Source organism: Prevotella sp. CAG:255 (assembly GCF_000431195.1).
In the GTDB taxonomy this organism is placed as follows: domain Bacteria; phylum Bacteroidota; class Bacteroidia; order Bacteroidales; family Bacteroidaceae; genus Prevotella; species Prevotella rara.
On record NZ_HF986798.1, the window covers coordinates 53,277 to 71,760 of the forward strand.

Consider the following 18,484-nt stretch of genomic DNA (forward strand, 5'->3'; position numbering starts at 1 on the left):
TTTTAAGAGCGGTTCGATGTCTCTTACAAAGACGAATGTACGGGCTGGAGCTATTTCTGTGGCAAAATCTTCAATTTTGTCAAGTGTTGCAAATTGACTATTTATGAATTTAGAGTCAAAAGAGCACATTGCGGTCAAGCTGAATTCTTCATCAGGCAGAATCGTAATGCATGAACCTGATTCTTTATCCTTTACCTCTATCTTGTGGCGTATAATATAGAAGTCTTTTGGAGCATTCTGTTCAACGATTCCAATTTCACGGATCTTCTCAATGTATTGTGCTGCTGAGCCATCTAAAATTGGAAATTCAGGACCATTTACCTGTATAAGGCAGTTGTCAATGCCTAAAGCATACAGAGCGGCAAGTCCATGTTCTACGGTTGATACTCTTACATCACCTTTCCCTAATACAGTTCCACGTTGGGTGTCAACGACATTTTCAGCAATGGCATCAATTATGGGTTGACCCTCAAGATCGATTCTTTGTATCTTATATCCGGTATTTTCATTTGCCGGATTAAAGGTGATTGTCAGATTTAATCCAGTATGAAGACCTTTTCCACACAGTGCAAAACTGCCTTTAAGTGTGTTCTGTTTTGACATTTCCATGATTTATTTATATGTCTCTTTTAATTTTTCAACTTCATGTTTTAACTCGTTGAGCTCTTTGTAAATTTCTGGTAGCCTGCGTGTTAATGCAATAGACTTAAAGTAAGCCTTTGGATCAGTCGGCGGCGTTCCGATGAGAGTCTCATTGCCTTTAAGGTTGCCTGGCACTCCAGACTGGGCACCAAGGAAAGTCTTATCACCAATTGTTGCATGTCCTGCAATGCCGACTTGACCTCCAAACATACAGCCTTTGCCAATTTTTGTACTACCTGCAACGCCTGTCTGAGCAGACATTACAGTATTTTCGCCCACTTCAACATTGTGAGCAATCTGTACAAGATTGTCAAGTTTTACACCTTTACGTATAATTGTTGTTCCCATCGTAGAACGGTCTACGCATGAGTTGGCTCCAATTTCAACGTTATCTTCAATAGTTACAATGCCAATTTGTGGTATTTTGTCATATCCATCAGTATTTGGAGCAAATCCAAAACCGTCTGCGCCAATGACAGTGCCGGCATGAATTGTAACATTATTGCCTAGCTTACACTCTTTGTAGATGGTGACATTAGGATATAAGATACATCCATTTCCAATTTTAACACCATCTTCAATAACCGTATGTGGATATATTTGTGTATTTTCACCGATAACAACGTTCTCGCCTATATATGCAAAAGCACCTACATAGCAATTGTCGCCAATTGTCGCTTTAGGTGATATGAAAGCCATTGAGCTTATGCCACTTTTTTTAGGAAGTGCAGCCTGATACATTTGCAGAAGTTTTGCAACGCATTCATAGGCATTCTTTACTCTAATCAAGGTGGCTTTGACTGGTTTTGTCAACTCAACGTCTTCGTTGACAAGCACAATACTTGATTGTGTTTCGTAAATATAGTGTGTGTATTTGGGATTTGAAAGGAATGATATAGCTCCTGTTTTTCCCTCTTCAATTTTGGCAAATGTATTTACTGTGGCATTTTCATCGCCTTCAACTTTGCCTTGGATAAAACTTGCTATTTGGTTTGCTGTAAATTCCATTGCAATTTAATTACATATTATCTGCAAAGATAAATAAATTTATTCAAAAACGTTGATAACATAAATAATATTTTCTGATTTTTTTTGAAAGTAATGCAATATTCAACAATTCTGAAGATTCAGAAATGTCTTTTGTTGTATTGTCTTTGAACAGTATAGTGATTTGGTCTTCATTAACATCGTACATATCTTTTTGTATTGTGTCAATGCTCATGAGATAGCCAGCTTCTTCTAAACTTATTTTGAACATGTCTGCAATTGTACGTTTCTTGCTTTCAGCATAGGCGTCGTCCAAAGGATTTTCGAAAATTTCAACTTTGAAGATATTGCGGTTTATGATATCTGTGGAAAGAATCGACAGCACTTTATCGTTGCTGTCTGTCCATACTTTAAGGGAACTTAGTATGTCGCTGTCGTCGAGTTTTGTGTAATACAGCTGGGCTTGTTTGTCATTTCTGAATGTCTCTGCATCGATGTCATTGTATAAAAAATATCTTAAACAGGGTGTTGCGAAAATTTCTTTGCCTTCATGTGCAAGTCTTTTTGCACGTAAGAGAGCGTTTACTAGTACTTTTTCGCTGGAGACGGTAGTTTTATGCAGATACACTTGCCAATACATCAGACGTCTTGCCATTAGATAATTTTCGATAGAATACAGCCCTTTTGAATTTACAACAAGATTATCATTGTGTACGTCAAGCATCTTTATTATTCTGGCACTGCCAATATTTCCTTCAGACACTCCCGTGTAAAAGCTGTCACGTCTGAGATAGTCTAGCCTGTCCATGTCAAGCTGGCTGCTTATCAGCTGATGCAGAAACTTTTTTGGATATTCATTCTTGAATATTTTGAGTGCTAAATTCAATTCTCCTTTCATTTCCTTGTTAATTTGTTCCATCATAAGCAAGGATATTTCTTCGTGGCTTATTCCGCTTATCAATGTATGCTCTAAGACATGAGAGAATGGGCCATGTCCAATGTCGTGCATTAGTATAGCAGCCTCAACAGCTTCAGCTTCACTGTCGAATATGTATATTCCTTTTTGGGTTAATGACGTAATGGCTTCGCTCATTAAATGGAATGCACCGATAGAATGCTGAAAGCGAGTGTGTTGTGCGGAAGGGTACACCATAGATGTAAGTCCAAGTTGCTTTATTCGTGTAAGCCTCTGCATTAGCGGATGCTCAACAATATCTAACAGAAGACCATGAGGTATCTTTATGAATCCGAAGATTGGGTCATTTATTATTTTACTGTCATTCATTTCGCTTGTTTTATATGTTGTACAACTTCAAAAGGTAAATAAGTAGTACTGGTGTTTTACATTATAGCTGAAATCTGATTCATGATATATGTTATAACAGCATGTGGCAAATGCAAATATACAGTTTATTTGTTTGATATACAATAAAATAGCTTGATGATGAAAGTTAACTGATGTTAAGGCCCGTATGAGATGGAATAAACTTTCTGTGAATAATATCTACCTATTAAATGCTGCTTTTATGATTGACAAAAGGAAAACAAAATAATGTATGGACTGTCAAAGTGTAATTTTTTAATGTGTCGGCTAATGTTATGTTTTAGCGGATAAAATGCGATGCTTGATTACTTTTATGCTAATACTTTATCTTCAAAACACATATATTTGCTTGTTCTTGGTTGGAAGTCATTGAGTTTTGTCGTCTATTTAACTGTATTTGTGTGGCTGATTGAATGTGTTTTGACATGTAAAATGCTGCATTCTATACTGTAATAGGTGGCATTTTAGATGTTTTTTAGACTGATATTGTGCTTAGAATTTATTGTTAACTGCTTTAACTGCTTGAAAATGAGAGGTTTTTCTGTTGAATGAGCAATAGTCGGATTTTATGGCTTTTTCAGAGTAGAATCAGTGTTCAATGGAAAAATAGCCTACTATTTGAAATCAGAAAGTCAAAATAAGTGCAAATTGTGTGACATTCTGACAGTGCTTATGTCTATGACTATATTTTATAAAAGAAAACCTCCGACATTTGCTTTAATGCCGGAGGATTTTTATACCTACTTTATTTTGTTTAATTCTATGGCCATTTCTTTTTGCAGGGCTTCAGCTTTAATTGCTGCAGCTTCAGCAAAATCGCTTCCGTTTGAGGCATAAATGATACCTCTGCTGCTGTTTACTAATAGTCCGCAGTCTTTGATTATTCCGTATTTGCATACTTCTTGTAGGCTTCCGCCTTGTGCTCCAACTCCAGGTACAAGTAAGAAGTGATTAGGAGCAACTTTACGTATGTCTTGGAACATTGAGCCCTGAGTGGCACCAACTACATACATCATGTTTTGCTCATCACCCCATGCCTGTGACTTACGTATGACTTTTTCAAAAAGTCTTTCGCCGTCTTGGTCGGCTGTCAGCTGAAAATCATGTGAACCTTTATTGCTTGTGAGCGCCAATAGAATAACCCATTTGCCTTCATAGTTGAGGAATGGTGTAACACTGTCTTCGCCCATGTAAGGCGCAACGGTCAATGAGTCGATATCATATTCTTCAAAGAATGTACGGGCATACATAGAGGATGTGTTTCCTATGTCGCCACGTTTTGCATCTGCTATTATGAAATGGTCAGGATAGTTTTCTTTGAGGTATTTTATCGTACGTTCAAATGATATCATTCCTTTTACACCCATGCATTCGTAGAAAGCCAAATTTGGCTTGTATGCAACACAATATTGTGCCGTTGCATCTATTATGGCTTTGTTGAAGTCGAATATAGGATCTTCGTTGTTCAGTAAACATTCCGGCACTTTTTTGATATCAGTGTCGAGTCCGACACACAGAAAAGATTGTTTGCTGAATATTTGGTCAACTAATTGTTTTCTGTTCATTTTTTCTGAATTTATGTTTTTATTTATTAAGTGAATTCTTTTATATGAAATGGCTGATGCTCAGGTTTTTGCAATTGCCAAGTCTTATATAAAACTTTTATTTCATATAAATAATCCACCCAAACATTAGGATTTATAGTTCAGCCTCTTTCATGCGTTCTGCATTTTCTTCTACAGTTAAGGCGTCTATCATATCTTGTATGTTTCCTGCCAGGAATCCGGACAGATCATGTGTTGTATAGCCGATTCTGTGGTCAGTTACACGTCCTTGCTGGAAGTTATATGTTCTGATCTTTGCACTTCTGTCACCAGTTGACACCAATGTCTTTCTGCGGCTAGCTATATCATCGATGTATTTCTGATGCTCTCTGTCGTAGATGAAAGTACGCAATCTTGAAAGTGCCCTTTCCTTATTCTTAGGCTGGTCTCGTGTTTCAGTACATTCAATAAGAATTTCTTCAACTTCACCGGTATTCGGATTTTTCCATGGATATCTAAGACGAACTCCAGACTCCACTTTGTTTACATTCTGTCCTCCGGCACCGGAACTTCTGAATGTGTCCCACTTAATGTCGCCTTCGTTGATGTTAACTTCAAATTTATCAGCTTCGGGCAATACAGCTACTGTTGCAGCGCTTGTGTGCATACGGCCCTGTGTTTCTGTGGCTGGTACACGTTGTACACGATGTACGCCAGATTCATATTTTAGTATTCCATATACATTGTCGCCGCTTACAGCAAAGTCTATTTCCTTATATCCGCCAACAGCTCCTTCACTTACGCTTGTTACAGACAGGGACCAGCCTTTTGAATCACAGTATTTTTTATACATTTGAAATAAATCGCCTGCAAACAGTGCTGCTTCGTCACCGCCCGTTCCGGCTCTAATTTCCATTTGGACGTTCTTGGCGTCTTCCGGATCCTTCGGTACTAAGGCAATTTTTATCTCCTCCTCAATTTTAGGCTGTAACTCTTCATTGGCTTGAAGTTCTTCACGGGCCATCTCTCTCAGGTCCGGATCACTTTCGTTGGCAAGAATATCTTTAGCCTCGTTTATTGAGTTTATGCAGGCAATATATCGTTTTCTGGCCTTCATTATCTCATCGAGGTCTTTATATTCTCGTGTAAGTCTTACGTATCTTTCCTGATCTGAAATGACAGAAGGGTCTGTTATCAATGTGGCAACCTCTTCATATCTGCTTTCAAGTCCTTCGAGCTTTTCTAAAATACTATTGTTTTCGGGCATATAATTAATAGTTAAATTCTCCAAATTCAGATTTAATGGTCAGACTCTTTTCTCCTTCTTCGATATGTCCGATAATCTGAGCGTCTATATTGAAACTCTTACTTATATTAATTACTTTTTCTGCAAATTCGGGTTTTACATATATCTCCATTCTGTGTCCCATATTGAACACTTTATACATTTCCTTCCAGTCAGTCTGACTTTCCTCTCTAATCATTCTGAAAAGAGGTGGAACCGGGAACATGTTGTCTTTGACAACCTTGCAATTGTCATTTACGAAGTGTAGCACTTTTGTTTGTGCACCGCCTGTACAATGTACCATACCATGTATTTCCGGACGTAATTCGTCAAGAATGCGTTTAATAACTGGTGCGTATGTACGGGTAGGAGAGAGGACTAGCTGACCTGCATTTACAGGTACATCTGCTAATTTGTCGTCCAGGTGATAATGACCACTATAAACAAGCTCGTCAGGAACTGCATGATCGTAACTTTCTGGATATTTTTCTGCAAGATATTTAGCAAACACGTCATGGCGTGCACTAGTCAGACCATTGCTGCCCATACCTCCGTTATAGCTTGTTTCGTATGTTGCCTGGCCAAATGAGGCAAGTCCGACAATGACATCGCCTGGTTGAATGTTGGCGTTGTTGATTACGTCGCTACGTTTCATTCTACATGTAACAGTAGAGTCGACGATAATTGTTCTTACTAAATCGCCAACATCAGCTGTTTCACCTCCTGTTGCATAAATTCCAATGCCCATTTCTCGCATGCTGGCTAAAAGTTCGTCAGTGCCATTAATAATAGCAGATATGACTTCTCCTGGTACCAGCATTTTATTTCGTCCGATTGTGCTTGAAACAAGTATGTTATCTACAGCTCCAACACAAAGCAGGTCGTCCGTATTCATAATTAGTGCATCTTGTGCAATGCCTTTCCATACACTTAAGTCACCGGTCTCTTTCCAATACATATAAGCCAATGACGACTTAGTACCTGCGCCATCTGCATGCATAATATTACAATATTCAGGATCGCCTCCTAGAATGTCTGGTATTATTTTACAAAATGCCTGTGGAAAGATACCCTTATCTATGTTCTTTATTGCGTTGTGTACATCTTCTTTTGCTGCAGAAACACCACGCATCATGTAGCGGTTGTGTAAATCCATTTTAAATATATTTTTATGTATATGGAACAAAAATTACGTCTTATTCTTTATTATGCCAAAATTCCCAACTTGCAAATGCCTGTAATAAAAGCATTTCTAATCCATTTTTTACAGTGGCACCATGTTGGGCTCCTTTTTTCATGAAAAGAGTTTCATCGGGATTATAGAGCAAGTCATAAAGGATGTTCTTGCTTGTCATTGCCTCATATGGCAATTGAGGACACTCGTCTATATGCGGATACATTCCGCATGGAGTGCAATTAACAATAACATTGTACTCCTGAATTATGTCAGGGGTGATTTGTGAATATTGTATCGTTCCAGGACGTTCAAATCTGCTTACGAATACTGTTTCAAGACCTAGTGATTTTAAACCGAAGTTTACAGCTTTAGATGCCCCTCCTGTTCCTAATATTAATGCTTTTTTATGAAATCTTTCAAGCAAGGGCTCAATGCTTTTTGTAAAACCAATGACATCGCTGTTAAAGCCTTTCAGATAAGTATCATTACCTTTGTGGTCAACGCGTATAACATTTACTGCTCCTATAGCTCTTGCTTCGGGGCTTATGGAGTCAAGATAACTGATAACTTTTTCTTTATATGGTATTGTGACATTAAGGCCTTTCAGTTCCGGGTTAGAAGCTAAAATTTCCGGAAGGGAGTCGAGTGTCGGAATCTCAAAGTTGATATATTCAGCATTAATTCCTTCATTTTCAAATTTTTCGTTGAAATAACTTTTTGAAAATGAATGACCTAATGGGTAACCTATTAATCCATATTTATCCATAGACTTATATTTATTTAGTTGCAAAATAACAAGTGCAAATGCCGAAGGTTAAACGTTTGAATGTAGCTTCAGTAAACCCGGCTTTTTTTATGATATCTGTCATCACTTCACCTTGTGGAAATGCTTCTATTGTTGTTGTTAAATAACGATACGCATTTTTGTCTTTAGAAACAAGCTTTCCATATAGCGGTAGTACGGAATGAGAGTATATCCAAAATAATTGCTTCATAGGGAAACTTACTGGCTGGCTAAGCTCTAGAATACTTACGTGTCCTCCCTTTTTCAATACTCTGCACATCTCCTTTAAACTAGCATCAAGATTTTGAAAATTTCTGATTCCAAATGCGGTTATTATTGCGTCGAATGTATTGTCTGCGTAAGAGAGATGTTCGCAGTCTTCCTTTTCAAAGCTTATGATTTCGCTCAGTCTCTCATTCTTAACTTTCTCTTGACCAATACGCATCATGCCTTCTGATATATCAATGCCAATGACCTTTTCAGGGGATAACTCCTTGGCTGATTTTATCGCAAAATCACCTGTCCCTGTCGCAACATCTAGTATTTTAAGAGGTTTAAAGGGCTTAAGCTGTTTTATGGCCGTATTTCTCCAAAGATAGTCAATGCCAAGTGACAGCCTGTGATTAAGCAGATCATACGAATGAGCTATGGTATCAAACATTGTTTCAACCTGCTTGCTCTTTTCTTCCCCGTTATTATATGGCGTTATACGTTCCTGTTTGTAGGTCATTTTTATCTGATTTATAAAAAGGCATGATGCTATAGAGGTATTTTGTCAATATGAATTATTATCTGTTTTTCAGATAATTCTTCACATTGTTTTCGATTCGTGCTGCAATATCACCATCTTCAGCAGCTTTGTCGAATTTATCACCGGTAATGTTCTCGAACAATTCAATGTAGCGTTCGCTTACACTTTCGGCATATTCGTCTGTTATTTCTGGCATTGTCTGTCCGGGCTCATTCATGAAGTTGTGTTCAATAAGCCATTGACGTACAAATTCTTTAGACAATTGGCGTTGCGGCTCACCTTTCTCAAATTTCTCCTCATAACCGTCTGCATAGAAATAACGGCTGCTGTCTGGAGTATGTACTTCGTCAATAAGATAAACTTTACCGTCTCTTTTTCCAAATTCGTATTTAGTATCAACGAGGATAAGGCCATGTTCTGCTGCAATTTCTTGTCCGCGTGCAAAAATCTTACGTGTATAGTCCTCCATTACCTCGTAATCTTCTTTACTTACAATGCCTTGAGCGATTATTTCTTCTTTGGAAATATTCATGTCATGACCTTCGTCAGCCTTTGTTGTAGGTGTTATTATTGGTTCGGGGAAACGCTGATTCTCTTTCATTCCATCGGGCAGTTTAACACCACAAATTTCACGACATCCCTTTTGATACTCACGCCATGCCGAACCTGTCAGAATTGAACGTATAATCATTTCAACGCGGAATCCTTCGCATTTCAGACCAACTGTAACCATTGGATCGGGAGTGGCAAGTTTCCAGTTTGGACAAATGTCCTTTGTCTGATCCAGAAATTTTGATGCAATCTGGTTAAGAACCTGACCCTTAAAAGGTATTCCTTTAGGCAGAATAACGTCGAAAGCTGAAATTCTGTCTGTGGCAATCATTACGATAATGTCGTCGTTAATGTTGTAAACATCGCGTACCTTACCATGATATACGCTTTTTTGTCCATCAAAATGGAAATCTGTTCTTGTAAGTGCTTTCATTCTTGTTGATTTATTGTAAAACCTTTTCTACTTGTTCTTTATTTCTTTATCTCTTTCATATGCATTGACTATTCGTGTGACAAGCTTATGTCTTACGATATCCTTTTCATTCATATTTATAAAAGAGATTCCTTCAATGCCATTTAATACACGTATAGCTTCTCGTAGCCCACTAGTCGTTCCATGCGGTAAGTCAACCTGAGTAAGGTCGCCTGTTATGATCATTTTTGCATTCCATCCAAGTCGGGTTAAAAACATACGTATTTGAGCTGATGTTGTATTTTGTGCCTCGTCGAGAATTATTACAGCATCACTGAGTGTTCGTCCACGCATAAATGCCAATGGTGCAATCTGGATGATATGTTTCTCAATCATGTCCTGTAATTTAACTGCAGGAATCATGTCTTCAAGTGCATCATAAAGAGGCTGCAGATATGGGTCGATTTTGTCTTTCATGTCACCTGGCAGAAAGCCTAACTTTTCTCCAGCCTCAACAGCCGGACGACTTAATATTATTTTTTTTGTCGCTTTCTCTTTGAGGGCTTTTACAGCAAGAGCTATACTTAAATATGTTTTGCCCGTGCCGGCAGGACCGACTGCGAACAGCATGTCATTGTTGTTGTACGCATCAATCAGTTTCTGCTGATTGGCACTTCTGCTTTTTATTGGTTTTCCAGAGATGTTATATACTACAACATCACTCGAAGTATCATCGTTAATCTTCCCGCCCTTAATTATGTTGATTAAATTATCTTCATTAATCGAGTTGTATTTTAAGACGTGCTTGCGTATTTTCTCAATGTTTTCTTCAAAGTTTGCCATTTGCTCTTCGTCTCCTAATACGCGTAGGACATTATCACGTGCAACTATCCTGAGCTTTGGGTATAGTGCCTTGATTATTTGCAAATGCGTATTGTTGACTCCGTATAATATTACAGGGTCAATATCCTCAAGTACAATGTGCTTCTCGATCAATTTTATTCGAATTTAATATTATTGTGCAAAATTACAGAAACTTTTTCAATATATCATCGTTTTTCTTATCTTTTTTCTATTCTCGGGCTGATAGCGTATAGGTGTGAGAATGTTATGATTGTATCGCTATGTTGTATTTATTGATAAAAGGCTTTTGTCATATAGGGGATAGATTTCATTTAAATTTGTTTTTTCTCTCCATATGTCTTAGTGATATAATCTTGAATGGATGCCATGGCCATGGCATTGATATGAGTTGAAGATATATTTAAAAGTCTATGTATTTTGTTTGTTGCAAGAAATATTTTGTTTTGATGATATTGTTTTTAATTGGATTTTCCAATAAAAAATGTTGCTATTTTGTCATGGATAAAATTATGTTAATTGTTGACGTCCTTTCTGTATGCAATAAACATATTTATTTTGTATTTACATATACTTACATTATCTTTGCATCGTTTTATTTAAATTTAAATTATGTATATTATTGGACAGTTTTATCAGCGTGCAGTCTCGTTTGGCTTATGCCTCGTCTCGTTTTGTTGTTTATCTTATGGTAATAATGATAGTTATTCTCTCAGATTTGCGGATAAGGAGGAAGCAAATAATGTGTTGGCTGTTTCTAAGGGTTATGTAGAACGTCTTGGGAAATTTGACTTGGAGGCTCGTGTGGGTAAAAAGAATGCTACTCATGACGATATGGTAGACATGATAAGACGAGAGACTAGAGATTTTACAGATACAGAAAAAGATTCTGTTGTTAAAGCTTTTGCAATATTGGATGATGCTATTGCTCGAAAGGGCTTGAAGCTTCCTATCCCTCAAGAAGTACTGCTTATAAAAACAACGATGAAAGAGGAGGGAGGTGCAGCAGCGTATACTCGAGGCGAAGTAGTCTGTTTAGGTGAAGGTCTTTTGAAAAAAGTTAATACCAAAAGGCTTGCTAAGCTGTTGGCTCATGAGTTGTTTCATGTGATGACACGAAATAATATTGATTTTAGGAAGTCAATGTATAAAATAATAGGATTCAGTATATTGAATAAAGAAATAAAGTTTTCTGATGATGTGACCGAACGATTTATATCTAATCCGGATGTGAATCATTATGATAGCTATGCCATGTTAAGTGTCGGTGGAAAACAACAGCCATGCACAATGGTTATTTGTTCTGATCGTGATTATGCCGGAGGATCTTTTTTTGATTATGTGCACATCGGATTGGTTCCGCTTGACGATAAATTTTCTCCGGTAATGAAGGATGGAAAGATGTTGATGTATAAATTGGATGATGCATCCGATTTTTATGATAAGGTAGGAAGAAATACAGGGTATGTTATAAATCCGGAAGAATGTTTGGCAGATAACTTCTCGATAGCCTTGTGTGGAGATGTTAAAGAATTGCCAAATCCGGAAATTATCAATGAAATTGTTTCAACAATTCGAAATTTTAATGTTGATTGATACAAAAAGATGTGAGTCTTTTTTTTGTTTCTATGTTGAATAAATAAAGAACGTATGAAAATAACAAAAAATAGGTATTTGATGAGTTTTGTGGCCATAGTTTTGATTTTGGCTATGATACGTCTGATTTTTCCTGATGTCGCAAAAGATAAAAATGTAAATAGGCCTGTTGTCGTGAATGATGCTTTAAATGATTCTAGCATTAACACTTTGGGTAAAAAGGATAGTGTAGGTGATGGGGAGCACGTGGTTTTTTCAATATTTAAGTTGACGTCTTTCTATAATGCAGAAGGAACACAGGTACGTAATCGTATAAATAGTGTGCCTGGTTTTAGTCGTACATTCCCTGACAATAATGACGTGCAGCTAGTTTCTGCCAATAAGTATGGAGTAAAACCTGTTGAAAATAGAGAAGATGCAGAAAATAGAAAAAAAGAACTTGTTTTTGTTGGTGCAAATCCTTATTATTTTATAGATCCTTTGCGCAGTAGTATTCCGTATTTGGTTCCACGCGCAGCTGTCCTACTCAATGATATTGGTAGGGCGTATTATGATAGCCTAAGAATAAAAAATATACCATTGCATCAAATAATTGTAACTAGTGTTCTCCGGTCAAAAGAAGATGTGATGAAACTTCGGAATTACAATGGAAATGCAACGGAAAATTCATGTCATTTGTATGGTACAACTTTTGATGTATGTTATAATCGCTATAAAACTATTAATAAACTAGATGGAAGCAAAGGCCGAATGGTAAGAAATGATACGCTTAAGTGGGTGTTAAGTGAGGTCTTGCGTGATATGCGTGAGAATAATCGGTGTTATGTTAAGTATGAGGTTAAACAGGGGTGCTTCCATATTACAGTTAGATAATGCTTAAAATTTGACTCCATAAAGGAGCGTTTATAATATATAATAAGGTGTAAAAAAGTTTTTTTGAATTAAATGAAAAAAAACTCCAGAAAAATTTGCAGGGATAAAAATAAATGCATACCTTTGCATCGCATTTGAGCGAGAATGCTTCGGTACAATAAACCGGAAAGGAAGTTTGGGTGAGTGGCTAAAATTTGCAGGAACAAAAAAAATGCTTACCTTTGCAACCGCATTTGAGCGATAATGCTTCGGTACAATAAACCGGAAAGGAAGTTTGGGTGAGTGGCTGAAACCAGCAGTTTGCTAAACTGCCGTGCGAGTTTATCGTACCGGGGGTTCGAATCCCCCAGCTTCCGCTGTGATTTAAGGTGGATTCATCTAATGGTTAGGATACAAGATTCTCAATCTTGGCATAGGGGTTCGATTCCCCTATCCACTACGAAAGTTTAAATGCATTTGAAAGGAAGAGACATTATGATTGTTTTCTTCCTTTTATTTTTTTGTAAAAATCCCTTTGGAAATTTATAAAATTGTGTTTAATCGTTAGTTTAAGTTGGTCGTAGAAATCTTGTTGGATATCTGTGTGCTTGTGCAATCCTAAAGAGAAAGACTTTTGTCCGTTGTTTCATGAAGATTTGCTTTGAAAAGTTTGGCTTTAGCATCAAATTATTTTGATGGCGTATTGGGGCAGTAGGAATTTGATGGGGATATCCGTAGAGCTTTGCGATTTTAAAGAGGAAAAACTTTTTATCTGTCACTCCATGAAGATTAGCTCTGAAGAGTTTGATTTTAGCATTGAATGATTCAGCAGCTGTATTCGTGGAACGATTGTTATAAAATTTCAATATTTCATCATTATACTCATAAGAGAAAGGTTGCCTTTTCCTGATATGTTTTGGTTTGAATATATTGATTAAAATTAATGTGTGTATTTGTTGTCTGCAATAGTACTCGCTATTGGTCGGCTAAATGCAAATGTAAGTTTGTCGTTTGGAGAAAAATGAAAGGACACATAAAAATGCGCCCTTTCATTTTTTCCTTCTATCTGATTTCAGATGAAATTGCTTTGTTATATGTGATAGTCTTTGTTTGTTCTTTATTGCCTGTCGTGTTGGGTGATAAATTCTTCTGCGCGCTTTAAGTCTTCGGGAGTATCAATTCCTATGGTTTCAACGCGGGTAATGCCTACTTTTATGCGGTATCCATTTTGAAGCCATCTGAGTTGTTCCAAACTTTCAGCAAGCTCTAGGCTTGATTGTGGTAATTTTGTTATTTCTGACAAGACATTAGCCCTGTATGCATAAAGTCCAATATGCTTTAAATATGTGAATTTGTTTATCCAATTTGATTTTTCTTCTCCGCGTATATAGGGTATTATATTCCTGCTAAAATACATGGCAAAGCCATTGTTGTCGCAAATGAGTTTTGGGGAATTGGGATTCTCTAAATCGTTTATAGAGTCTTTTTCAGTAAATGGCCTGCCTAAAGTCGCAATCATAGTTTCTGGGTCATCGAAACATCTGCGTATTGTTTCTATTTGGGTCTTGTGGATAAATGGCTCATCACCTTGGATGTTGATTATGACGTCAAATTTTTTTTCTATAATATTTACTGCTTCTTCTATTCTGTCAGTCCCACTTTTGTGATTAGGGGATGTCATAATAGCATTTCCTCCAAAGCTTTCCACCGCGTCCTTAATCCTTTCGTCGTCAGTGGCGACGTATACGTCGTCAAGCACTTTTGAAACTTTTTCGTAAACATGTTGAATTACGGGTTTTCCGCCTAAAATGGCTAACGGTTTTCCGGGAAAGCGTGTTGACGAATATCTTGCTGGTATGATTCCTACAAAGTTCATAGTATTTCTGTTTTAATATTTTTGCAAAGATACTAATATTTATCAATAAATATATTCGTAAAACCGATTTTAAAAAAATAATTTTGCAGTATGGTTATTTTTTATTACTTTTGGTGATAAATTTAAAAAGAAAAATCGTGAAGAACTATATATTGCTTTTATTTTGTGCTGCTTTGCCTCTAATATGTAGTGCGCAAAAGATAACATTAGGCTCATGTGAGACTAAAGATGGTGGAACATACCAGGGTGAAATGGCTTCAGGGAAACCTCACGGGAAAGGTAAAACTGTTTATAAAAACGGGGATACTTATGAAGGTGAATACGTGAAAGGAAAGCGTCAAGGATATGGAGTTTATACTTTTTCTGATGGGGAGAAGTATGAAGGAGAATGGTTCCAAGATCAGCAACACGGTAGAGGGACATATCATTTTATGAATAATAACAAATATGTTGGACTATGGTTTCGTGATTATCAGCAGGGTCATGGCGTAATGTGGTATTACAACGGTGACAAATATGACGGCGATTGGTATCAAGATAAACGTACCGGAAAAGGAACATACACTTATAGCGGTGGTGCCTATTATACTGGTGAATGGAAAGATGACAAGAAAACGGGTAAAGGATTCTTTGATTGGGGCGATGGGACAACATATGATGGTATGTGGCTAGATAATTTGCGCTCAGGAAAAGGAACCAATCATTATGCTGATGGAGATGTATATATCGGTGATTGGCTAGATGATGTTCAAAATGGGAAAGGTATATATAAGTTCCAAAATGGCGATATGTACGAGGGTGATTATGTTAGAGGAAAACGTACGGGTGAAGGTATTTTTACTTTTGCTAATGGCGATAAATATACTGGACATTTTACAGAAGGAGATAAGGACGGCCATGGAGTCTTACGTTGGAAAAACGGTGATGTATATAATGGATATTGGAAGGCTGACAAACAAAACGGTCTAGGTAAGTTAACGAAAAAAAATGGAGATGTCTTTGAAGGTAATTTTAAAGACGGCGTTTTTGATGGTGAAATTATAATACATTTCTCAGACGGAAGTAAATTCAAGGGTATTTATCGTCGCGGTAAAAGAAATGGTCGAGCTTTAGAGGTCGATAAGGACGGACGACGTTTTGAAGGCTCTTATAAAGATGATAAGCGTGATGGTAAATATGTTGAGAAAGACAAAAATGGTAACATCGTTTCTCAGGGTATGTATATTTTAGGAAATAAGGTTCAATAATTAATTAAAATAATATTTATGGTTATAGATACATTGGAAAATTTAGAGAAATATGTTTCTTTAAATCCATTATTTAATGATGTAGTTGATTTTTTGAAATCAAATGATTTAAATAAATTAAGTGAAGGAAAACATCTGATTAAAGGCACAGATTTATTCGTAAATATACAAGTGGCAAAAGGTAAATCATGTGAAAGTGCTTTGCTGGAAACTCATAAGAAAATGATTGATATCCAGATACCTTTAAGTACGTCAGAGACGTATGGATATACTCCATTAAAGGATTTGCTTGAAGCAGAATATAATGAAGAAAAAGATATAACAAAATATGAAGGAGCTGCTGCTACGTACGTTACCTGTAAGCCCGGCGAGTTTGCTATATTTTTCCCTCAAGACGGTCATGCTCCTTGTATTTCTGAACAGGCAGAAATAAAGAAGGCCATATTTAAAGTCTTAGCATAATTTTGCTGAGAGTATCAAACGATAATGTTATTATAAAAAGTTTTTAAGGAGGTATCATGGTTACCAGAAAAGCCAAATCATTAAATAATAAGGCTAAAACGGATAGTAAAGCGGCAAATGAGCCGAAACATATTGGCTTAGTTGTTAATGATGGTTATCTCGCGCCTTATGAAGATGCCATAAGAGGGCGGCATGATCATGCCTTGTGGAAATTAGGCCAGCTGACTCGTAATGGTAAAATATCATTAGAGGATTTTGCCAGTGGGTACGATTATTATGGCTTGCATAAATTATCAAGAGGCTGGGTCTTTAGAGAGTGGGCACCTAATGCGACAGAAATTTATCTTGTCGGCGATTTCAATAATTGGCAAGAGACAGAAAAGTATAAAGCCAAGCGTATAGAAGGAACCGGAAACTGGGAATTGAAAATCTCAGAGAAAGGTATGAAGCATGGCGATTTATACAAAATGCATGTTTATTGGAATGGCGGGTCTGGAGAACGTATCCCGGCATGGTCTCAGCGAGTTGTGCAGGATGAAGAAACAAAGATATTCTCAGCCCAAGTCTGGAATCCTGAAAAGCCTTATGTGTGGAGGAAAAAGAAGTTTAAACCAAATAAGAGTCCGCTTCTGATATATGAGTGCCATATAGGAATGTCGCAAGATGCGGAAAAGGTTGGTACTTATACTGAATTTAAGGAGAATGTGTTGCCGAGAATAATTGAGGATGGTTATAATTGTATACAAATTATGGCAATACAAGAGCATCCTTATTATGGTTCTTTCGGTTATCATGTAAGTAGTTTCTTTGCTGCTTCAAGCAGATTTGGTACTCCTGAAGAACTAAAGTCCCTTATTGATGAAGCTCATCGCAATGGCATTGCAGTGATTATGGATATTGTTCATAGTCATGCTGTTAAGAATGAAGTTGAGGGATTGGGTAATTTAGCAGGTGATCCTAACCAATATTTTTATCCAGGTGACAGGCATGAGCATCCCGCATGGGATAGCTTGTGTTTTGACTATGGTAAGGATGAGGTTATGCATTTCTTGTTGAGCAATTGTAAATATTGGCTTAAGGAATTCCATTTTGACGGCTTCCGTTTTGACGGCGTTACTTCCATGCTTTACTATAGTCATGGTTTAGGAGAGGCTTTCTGTAATTATGGTGATTATTTCAACGGGCATGAAGATGATAATGCAATATGTTATCTTACTATTGCTAATAAACTAATTCATGAAATTAATCCTAATGCTATAACAATTGCAGAGGAAGTAAGCGGTATGCCGGGGCTTGCAGCTAAGTTTGAGGATGGCGGATACGGCTTTGACTATAGGATGGCAATGAATATTCCTGACTATTGGATAAAGACGATAAAGGAGCAAAGTGACGAAAACTGGAAGCCTAGCAGTATTTTCTGGGAAGTAAAGAACAGGCGTCCGGATGAAAAGACTATAAGTTATTGTGAAAGTCACGATCAGGCTTTGGTAGGTGACAAAACAATTGTTTTCCGTCTTATTGATGCGGATATGTATTGGCATTTCAAAAAAGGCGACGAAAATGAGGTCGTTCATCGTGGAATAGCTTTGCATAAAATGATACGTTTAGTAACTGCTGCTGCAATTAATGGCGGATACCTTAACTTTATGGGAAATGAGTTTGGGCATCCTGAATGGATAGACTTTCCTAGAGAGGGTAATGGTTGGAGCTACAAATACGCAAGAAGACAATGGAATTTGGTAGACAATAAAGATTTGTGCTATCATTATCTGGGTGATTTTGACCGTGAAATGCTTAGCGTTATCAAGAGTGTGCGTAATTTCCAACGGACGAACGTACAGGAGATTTGGCATAATGATGGTGACCAGATATTGGCTTTTATGCGTGGCGATTTGATATTTGTGTTTAATTTTAATCCTACACGATCCTTTACTGATTACGGATTCTTGGTTCCTACAGGATCTTATGATGTTGTATTGAATACTGACGCTAAAAAGTTTGGTGGAAATGGACTTGCTGATGACAGTATGACTCATATGACAAACTTTGATCCTCTTTATGTAAAAGATCATAAGGAATGGTTAAAACTTTATATCCCTGCTCGGTCAGCCGTGGTCTTAAAGAAAAATTAA

Annotated in this window: 16 protein-coding genes, 2 tRNA genes and 1 pseudogene; 7 read left to right on the top strand and 12 right to left on the bottom strand. The window is 37.1% G+C overall.

From position 1 onward, the window contains the following. The 10 genes from QVO66_RS04895 to QVO66_RS04940 form a co-directional block, all read right to left on the bottom strand. A partial coding sequence (locus QVO66_RS04895) for a UDP-3-O-acyl-N-acetylglucosamine deacetylase (protein ID WP_288172610.1) occupies positions 1–609 on the bottom strand: 609 nt, incomplete at its 3' end. 3 nt (positions 610–612) lie between these two features. Next, positions 613–1,650 carry a UDP-3-O-(3-hydroxymyristoyl)glucosamine N-acyltransferase gene (lpxD, locus tag QVO66_RS04900; RefSeq protein WP_021854303.1) on the bottom strand — a complete coding sequence of 346 codons (1,038 nt, stop codon included), beginning with the start codon at positions 1,648–1,650 and terminating at the stop codon, positions 613–615. A gap of 43 nt (positions 1,651–1,693) precedes the next feature. Continuing rightward, on the bottom strand, positions 1,694–2,914 hold the full coding sequence (locus QVO66_RS04905) for an HD domain-containing protein (protein ID WP_021854304.1): 1,221 nt from the start codon (positions 2,912–2,914) through the stop codon (positions 1,694–1,696). Between the two features lie 779 nt (positions 2,915–3,693). Next, positions 3,694–4,518, bottom strand: a complete 825-nt coding sequence (gene pyrF / locus QVO66_RS04910; RefSeq protein WP_021854305.1) for an orotidine-5'-phosphate decarboxylase — start codon at positions 4,516–4,518, stop codon at positions 3,694–3,696. 133 nt (positions 4,519–4,651) lie between these two features. Beyond that, positions 4,652–5,764 carry a peptide chain release factor 1 gene (prfA, locus tag QVO66_RS04915; RefSeq protein ID WP_021854306.1) on the bottom strand — a complete coding sequence of 371 codons (1,113 nt, stop codon included), beginning with the start codon at positions 5,762–5,764 and terminating at the stop codon, positions 4,652–4,654. A 4-nt stretch (positions 5,765–5,768) separates the two neighbouring features. Continuing rightward, entirely contained in the window at positions 5,769–6,938 is a 1,170-nt protein-coding gene (locus QVO66_RS04920; protein ID WP_021854307.1) for an AIR synthase-related protein, read from the bottom strand. Between the two features lie 40 nt (positions 6,939–6,978). Continuing rightward, a complete protein-coding gene (locus tag QVO66_RS04925) occupies positions 6,979–7,725 on the bottom strand; it encodes a shikimate dehydrogenase family protein (RefSeq protein WP_021854308.1) in 747 nt (248 codons plus the stop codon). Positions 7,726–7,735: 10 nt separating this feature from the next. After that, on the bottom strand, positions 7,736–8,473 hold the full coding sequence (ubiE, locus tag QVO66_RS04930; protein ID WP_021854309.1) for a bifunctional demethylmenaquinone methyltransferase/2-methoxy-6-polyprenyl-1,4-benzoquinol methylase UbiE: 738 nt from the start codon (positions 8,471–8,473) through the stop codon (positions 7,736–7,738). A 58-nt stretch (positions 8,474–8,531) separates the two neighbouring features. Continuing rightward, positions 8,532–9,479: a phosphoribosylaminoimidazolesuccinocarboxamide synthase gene (locus QVO66_RS04935; RefSeq protein ID WP_021854310.1), complete on the bottom strand. Its 948-nt coding sequence runs from the start codon at positions 9,477–9,479 to the stop codon at positions 8,532–8,534. Between the two features lie 27 nt (positions 9,480–9,506). Next, the gene (locus QVO66_RS04940; RefSeq protein WP_021854311.1) at positions 9,507–10,454 is read right to left on the bottom strand and encodes a PhoH family protein; all 948 of its coding nucleotides are present in this window, start codon (positions 10,452–10,454) and stop codon (positions 9,507–9,509) included. 477 nt (positions 10,455–10,931) lie between these two features. On the opposite strand from QVO66_RS04940, the gene QVO66_RS04945 reads away from it, so the two are divergent. From QVO66_RS04945 to QVO66_RS04960, 4 genes are all read left to right on the top strand, one after another. Then, a complete protein-coding gene (locus tag QVO66_RS04945) occupies positions 10,932–11,915 on the top strand; it encodes an eCIS core domain-containing protein (RefSeq protein ID WP_021854312.1) in 984 nt (327 codons plus the stop codon). 54 nt (positions 11,916–11,969) lie between these two features. Beyond that, a complete protein-coding gene (locus QVO66_RS04950; protein WP_288172612.1) occupies positions 11,970–12,788 on the top strand; it encodes a DUF5715 family protein in 819 nt (272 codons plus the stop codon). A gap of 268 nt (positions 12,789–13,056) precedes the next feature. Then, a tRNA-Ser gene (locus QVO66_RS04955) sits at positions 13,057–13,144 on the top strand. Positions 13,145–13,155: 11 nt separating this feature from the next. Further along, a tRNA-Glu gene (locus QVO66_RS04960) sits at positions 13,156–13,227 on the top strand. Between the two features lie 262 nt (positions 13,228–13,489). Here QVO66_RS04960 and QVO66_RS04965 read toward each other — a convergent pair. After that, positions 13,490–13,654: pseudogene (locus QVO66_RS04965) on the bottom strand (transposase); the annotation flags it as partial. A gap of 230 nt (positions 13,655–13,884) precedes the next feature. After that, positions 13,885–14,643 carry a 3-deoxy-manno-octulosonate cytidylyltransferase gene (kdsB, locus tag QVO66_RS04970; protein ID WP_021854314.1) on the bottom strand — a complete coding sequence of 253 codons (759 nt, stop codon included), beginning with the start codon at positions 14,641–14,643 and terminating at the stop codon, positions 13,885–13,887. Between the two features lie 137 nt (positions 14,644–14,780). Between kdsB and QVO66_RS04975 the strand changes: the two genes are divergently transcribed. Genes QVO66_RS04975 through QVO66_RS04985 form a run of 3 tightly spaced genes read left to right on the top strand, consistent with a single transcriptional unit; the run spans position 14,781 to position 18,484 of the window. Next, positions 14,781–15,890, top strand: coding sequence for a phosphatidylinositol-4-phosphate 5-kinase (locus QVO66_RS04975; protein ID WP_053398378.1), 1,110 nt, complete (start codon positions 14,781–14,783; stop codon positions 15,888–15,890). An 18-nt stretch (positions 15,891–15,908) separates the two neighbouring features. Continuing rightward, on the top strand, positions 15,909–16,352 hold the full coding sequence (locus QVO66_RS04980; protein WP_021854316.1) for a YhcH/YjgK/YiaL family protein: 444 nt from the start codon (positions 15,909–15,911) through the stop codon (positions 16,350–16,352). Between the two features lie 56 nt (positions 16,353–16,408). Continuing rightward, positions 16,409–18,484 (top strand): alpha amylase C-terminal domain-containing protein, encoded by a 2,076-nt coding sequence (locus QVO66_RS04985; RefSeq protein WP_021854317.1) that lies wholly within the window; start codon positions 16,409–16,411, stop codon positions 18,482–18,484.

Excerpts from the sequence above, each read along its gene's own strand:
- lpxD (WP_021854303.1), bottom strand. The coding sequence starts at position 1,650 with ATGGAATTTACAGCAAACCAAATAGCAAGTTTTATCCAAGGCAAAGTT.
- QVO66_RS04905 (WP_021854304.1), bottom strand. The coding sequence starts at position 2,914 with ATGAATGACAGTAAAATAATAAATGACCCAATCTTCGGATTCATAAAG.
- pyrF (WP_021854305.1), bottom strand. The coding sequence starts at position 4,518 with ATGAACAGAAAACAATTAGTTGACCAAATATTCAGCAAACAATCTTTT.
- prfA (WP_021854306.1), bottom strand. The coding sequence starts at position 5,764 with ATGCCCGAAAACAATAGTATTTTAGAAAAGCTCGAAGGACTTGAAAGC.
- QVO66_RS04920 (WP_021854307.1), bottom strand. The coding sequence starts at position 6,938 with ATGGATTTACACAACCGCTACATGATGCGTGGTGTTTCTGCAGCAAAA.
- QVO66_RS04925 (WP_021854308.1), bottom strand. The coding sequence starts at position 7,725 with ATGGATAAATATGGATTAATAGGTTACCCATTAGGTCATTCATTTTCA.
- ubiE (WP_021854309.1), bottom strand. The coding sequence starts at position 8,473 with ATGACCTACAAACAGGAACGTATAACGCCATATAATAACGGGGAAGAA.
- QVO66_RS04935 (WP_021854310.1), bottom strand. The coding sequence starts at position 9,479 with ATGAAAGCACTTACAAGAACAGATTTCCATTTTGATGGACAAAAAAGC.
- QVO66_RS04945 (WP_021854312.1), top strand. The coding sequence starts at position 10,932 with ATGTATATTATTGGACAGTTTTATCAGCGTGCAGTCTCGTTTGGCTTA.
- QVO66_RS04950 (WP_288172612.1), top strand. The coding sequence starts at position 11,970 with ATGAAAATAACAAAAAATAGGTATTTGATGAGTTTTGTGGCCATAGTT.
- kdsB (WP_021854314.1), bottom strand. The coding sequence starts at position 14,643 with ATGAACTTTGTAGGAATCATACCAGCAAGATATTCGTCAACACGCTTT.
- QVO66_RS04980 (WP_021854316.1), top strand. The coding sequence starts at position 15,909 with ATGGTTATAGATACATTGGAAAATTTAGAGAAATATGTTTCTTTAAAT.
- QVO66_RS04985 (WP_021854317.1), top strand. The coding sequence starts at position 16,409 with ATGGTTACCAGAAAAGCCAAATCATTAAATAATAAGGCTAAAACGGAT.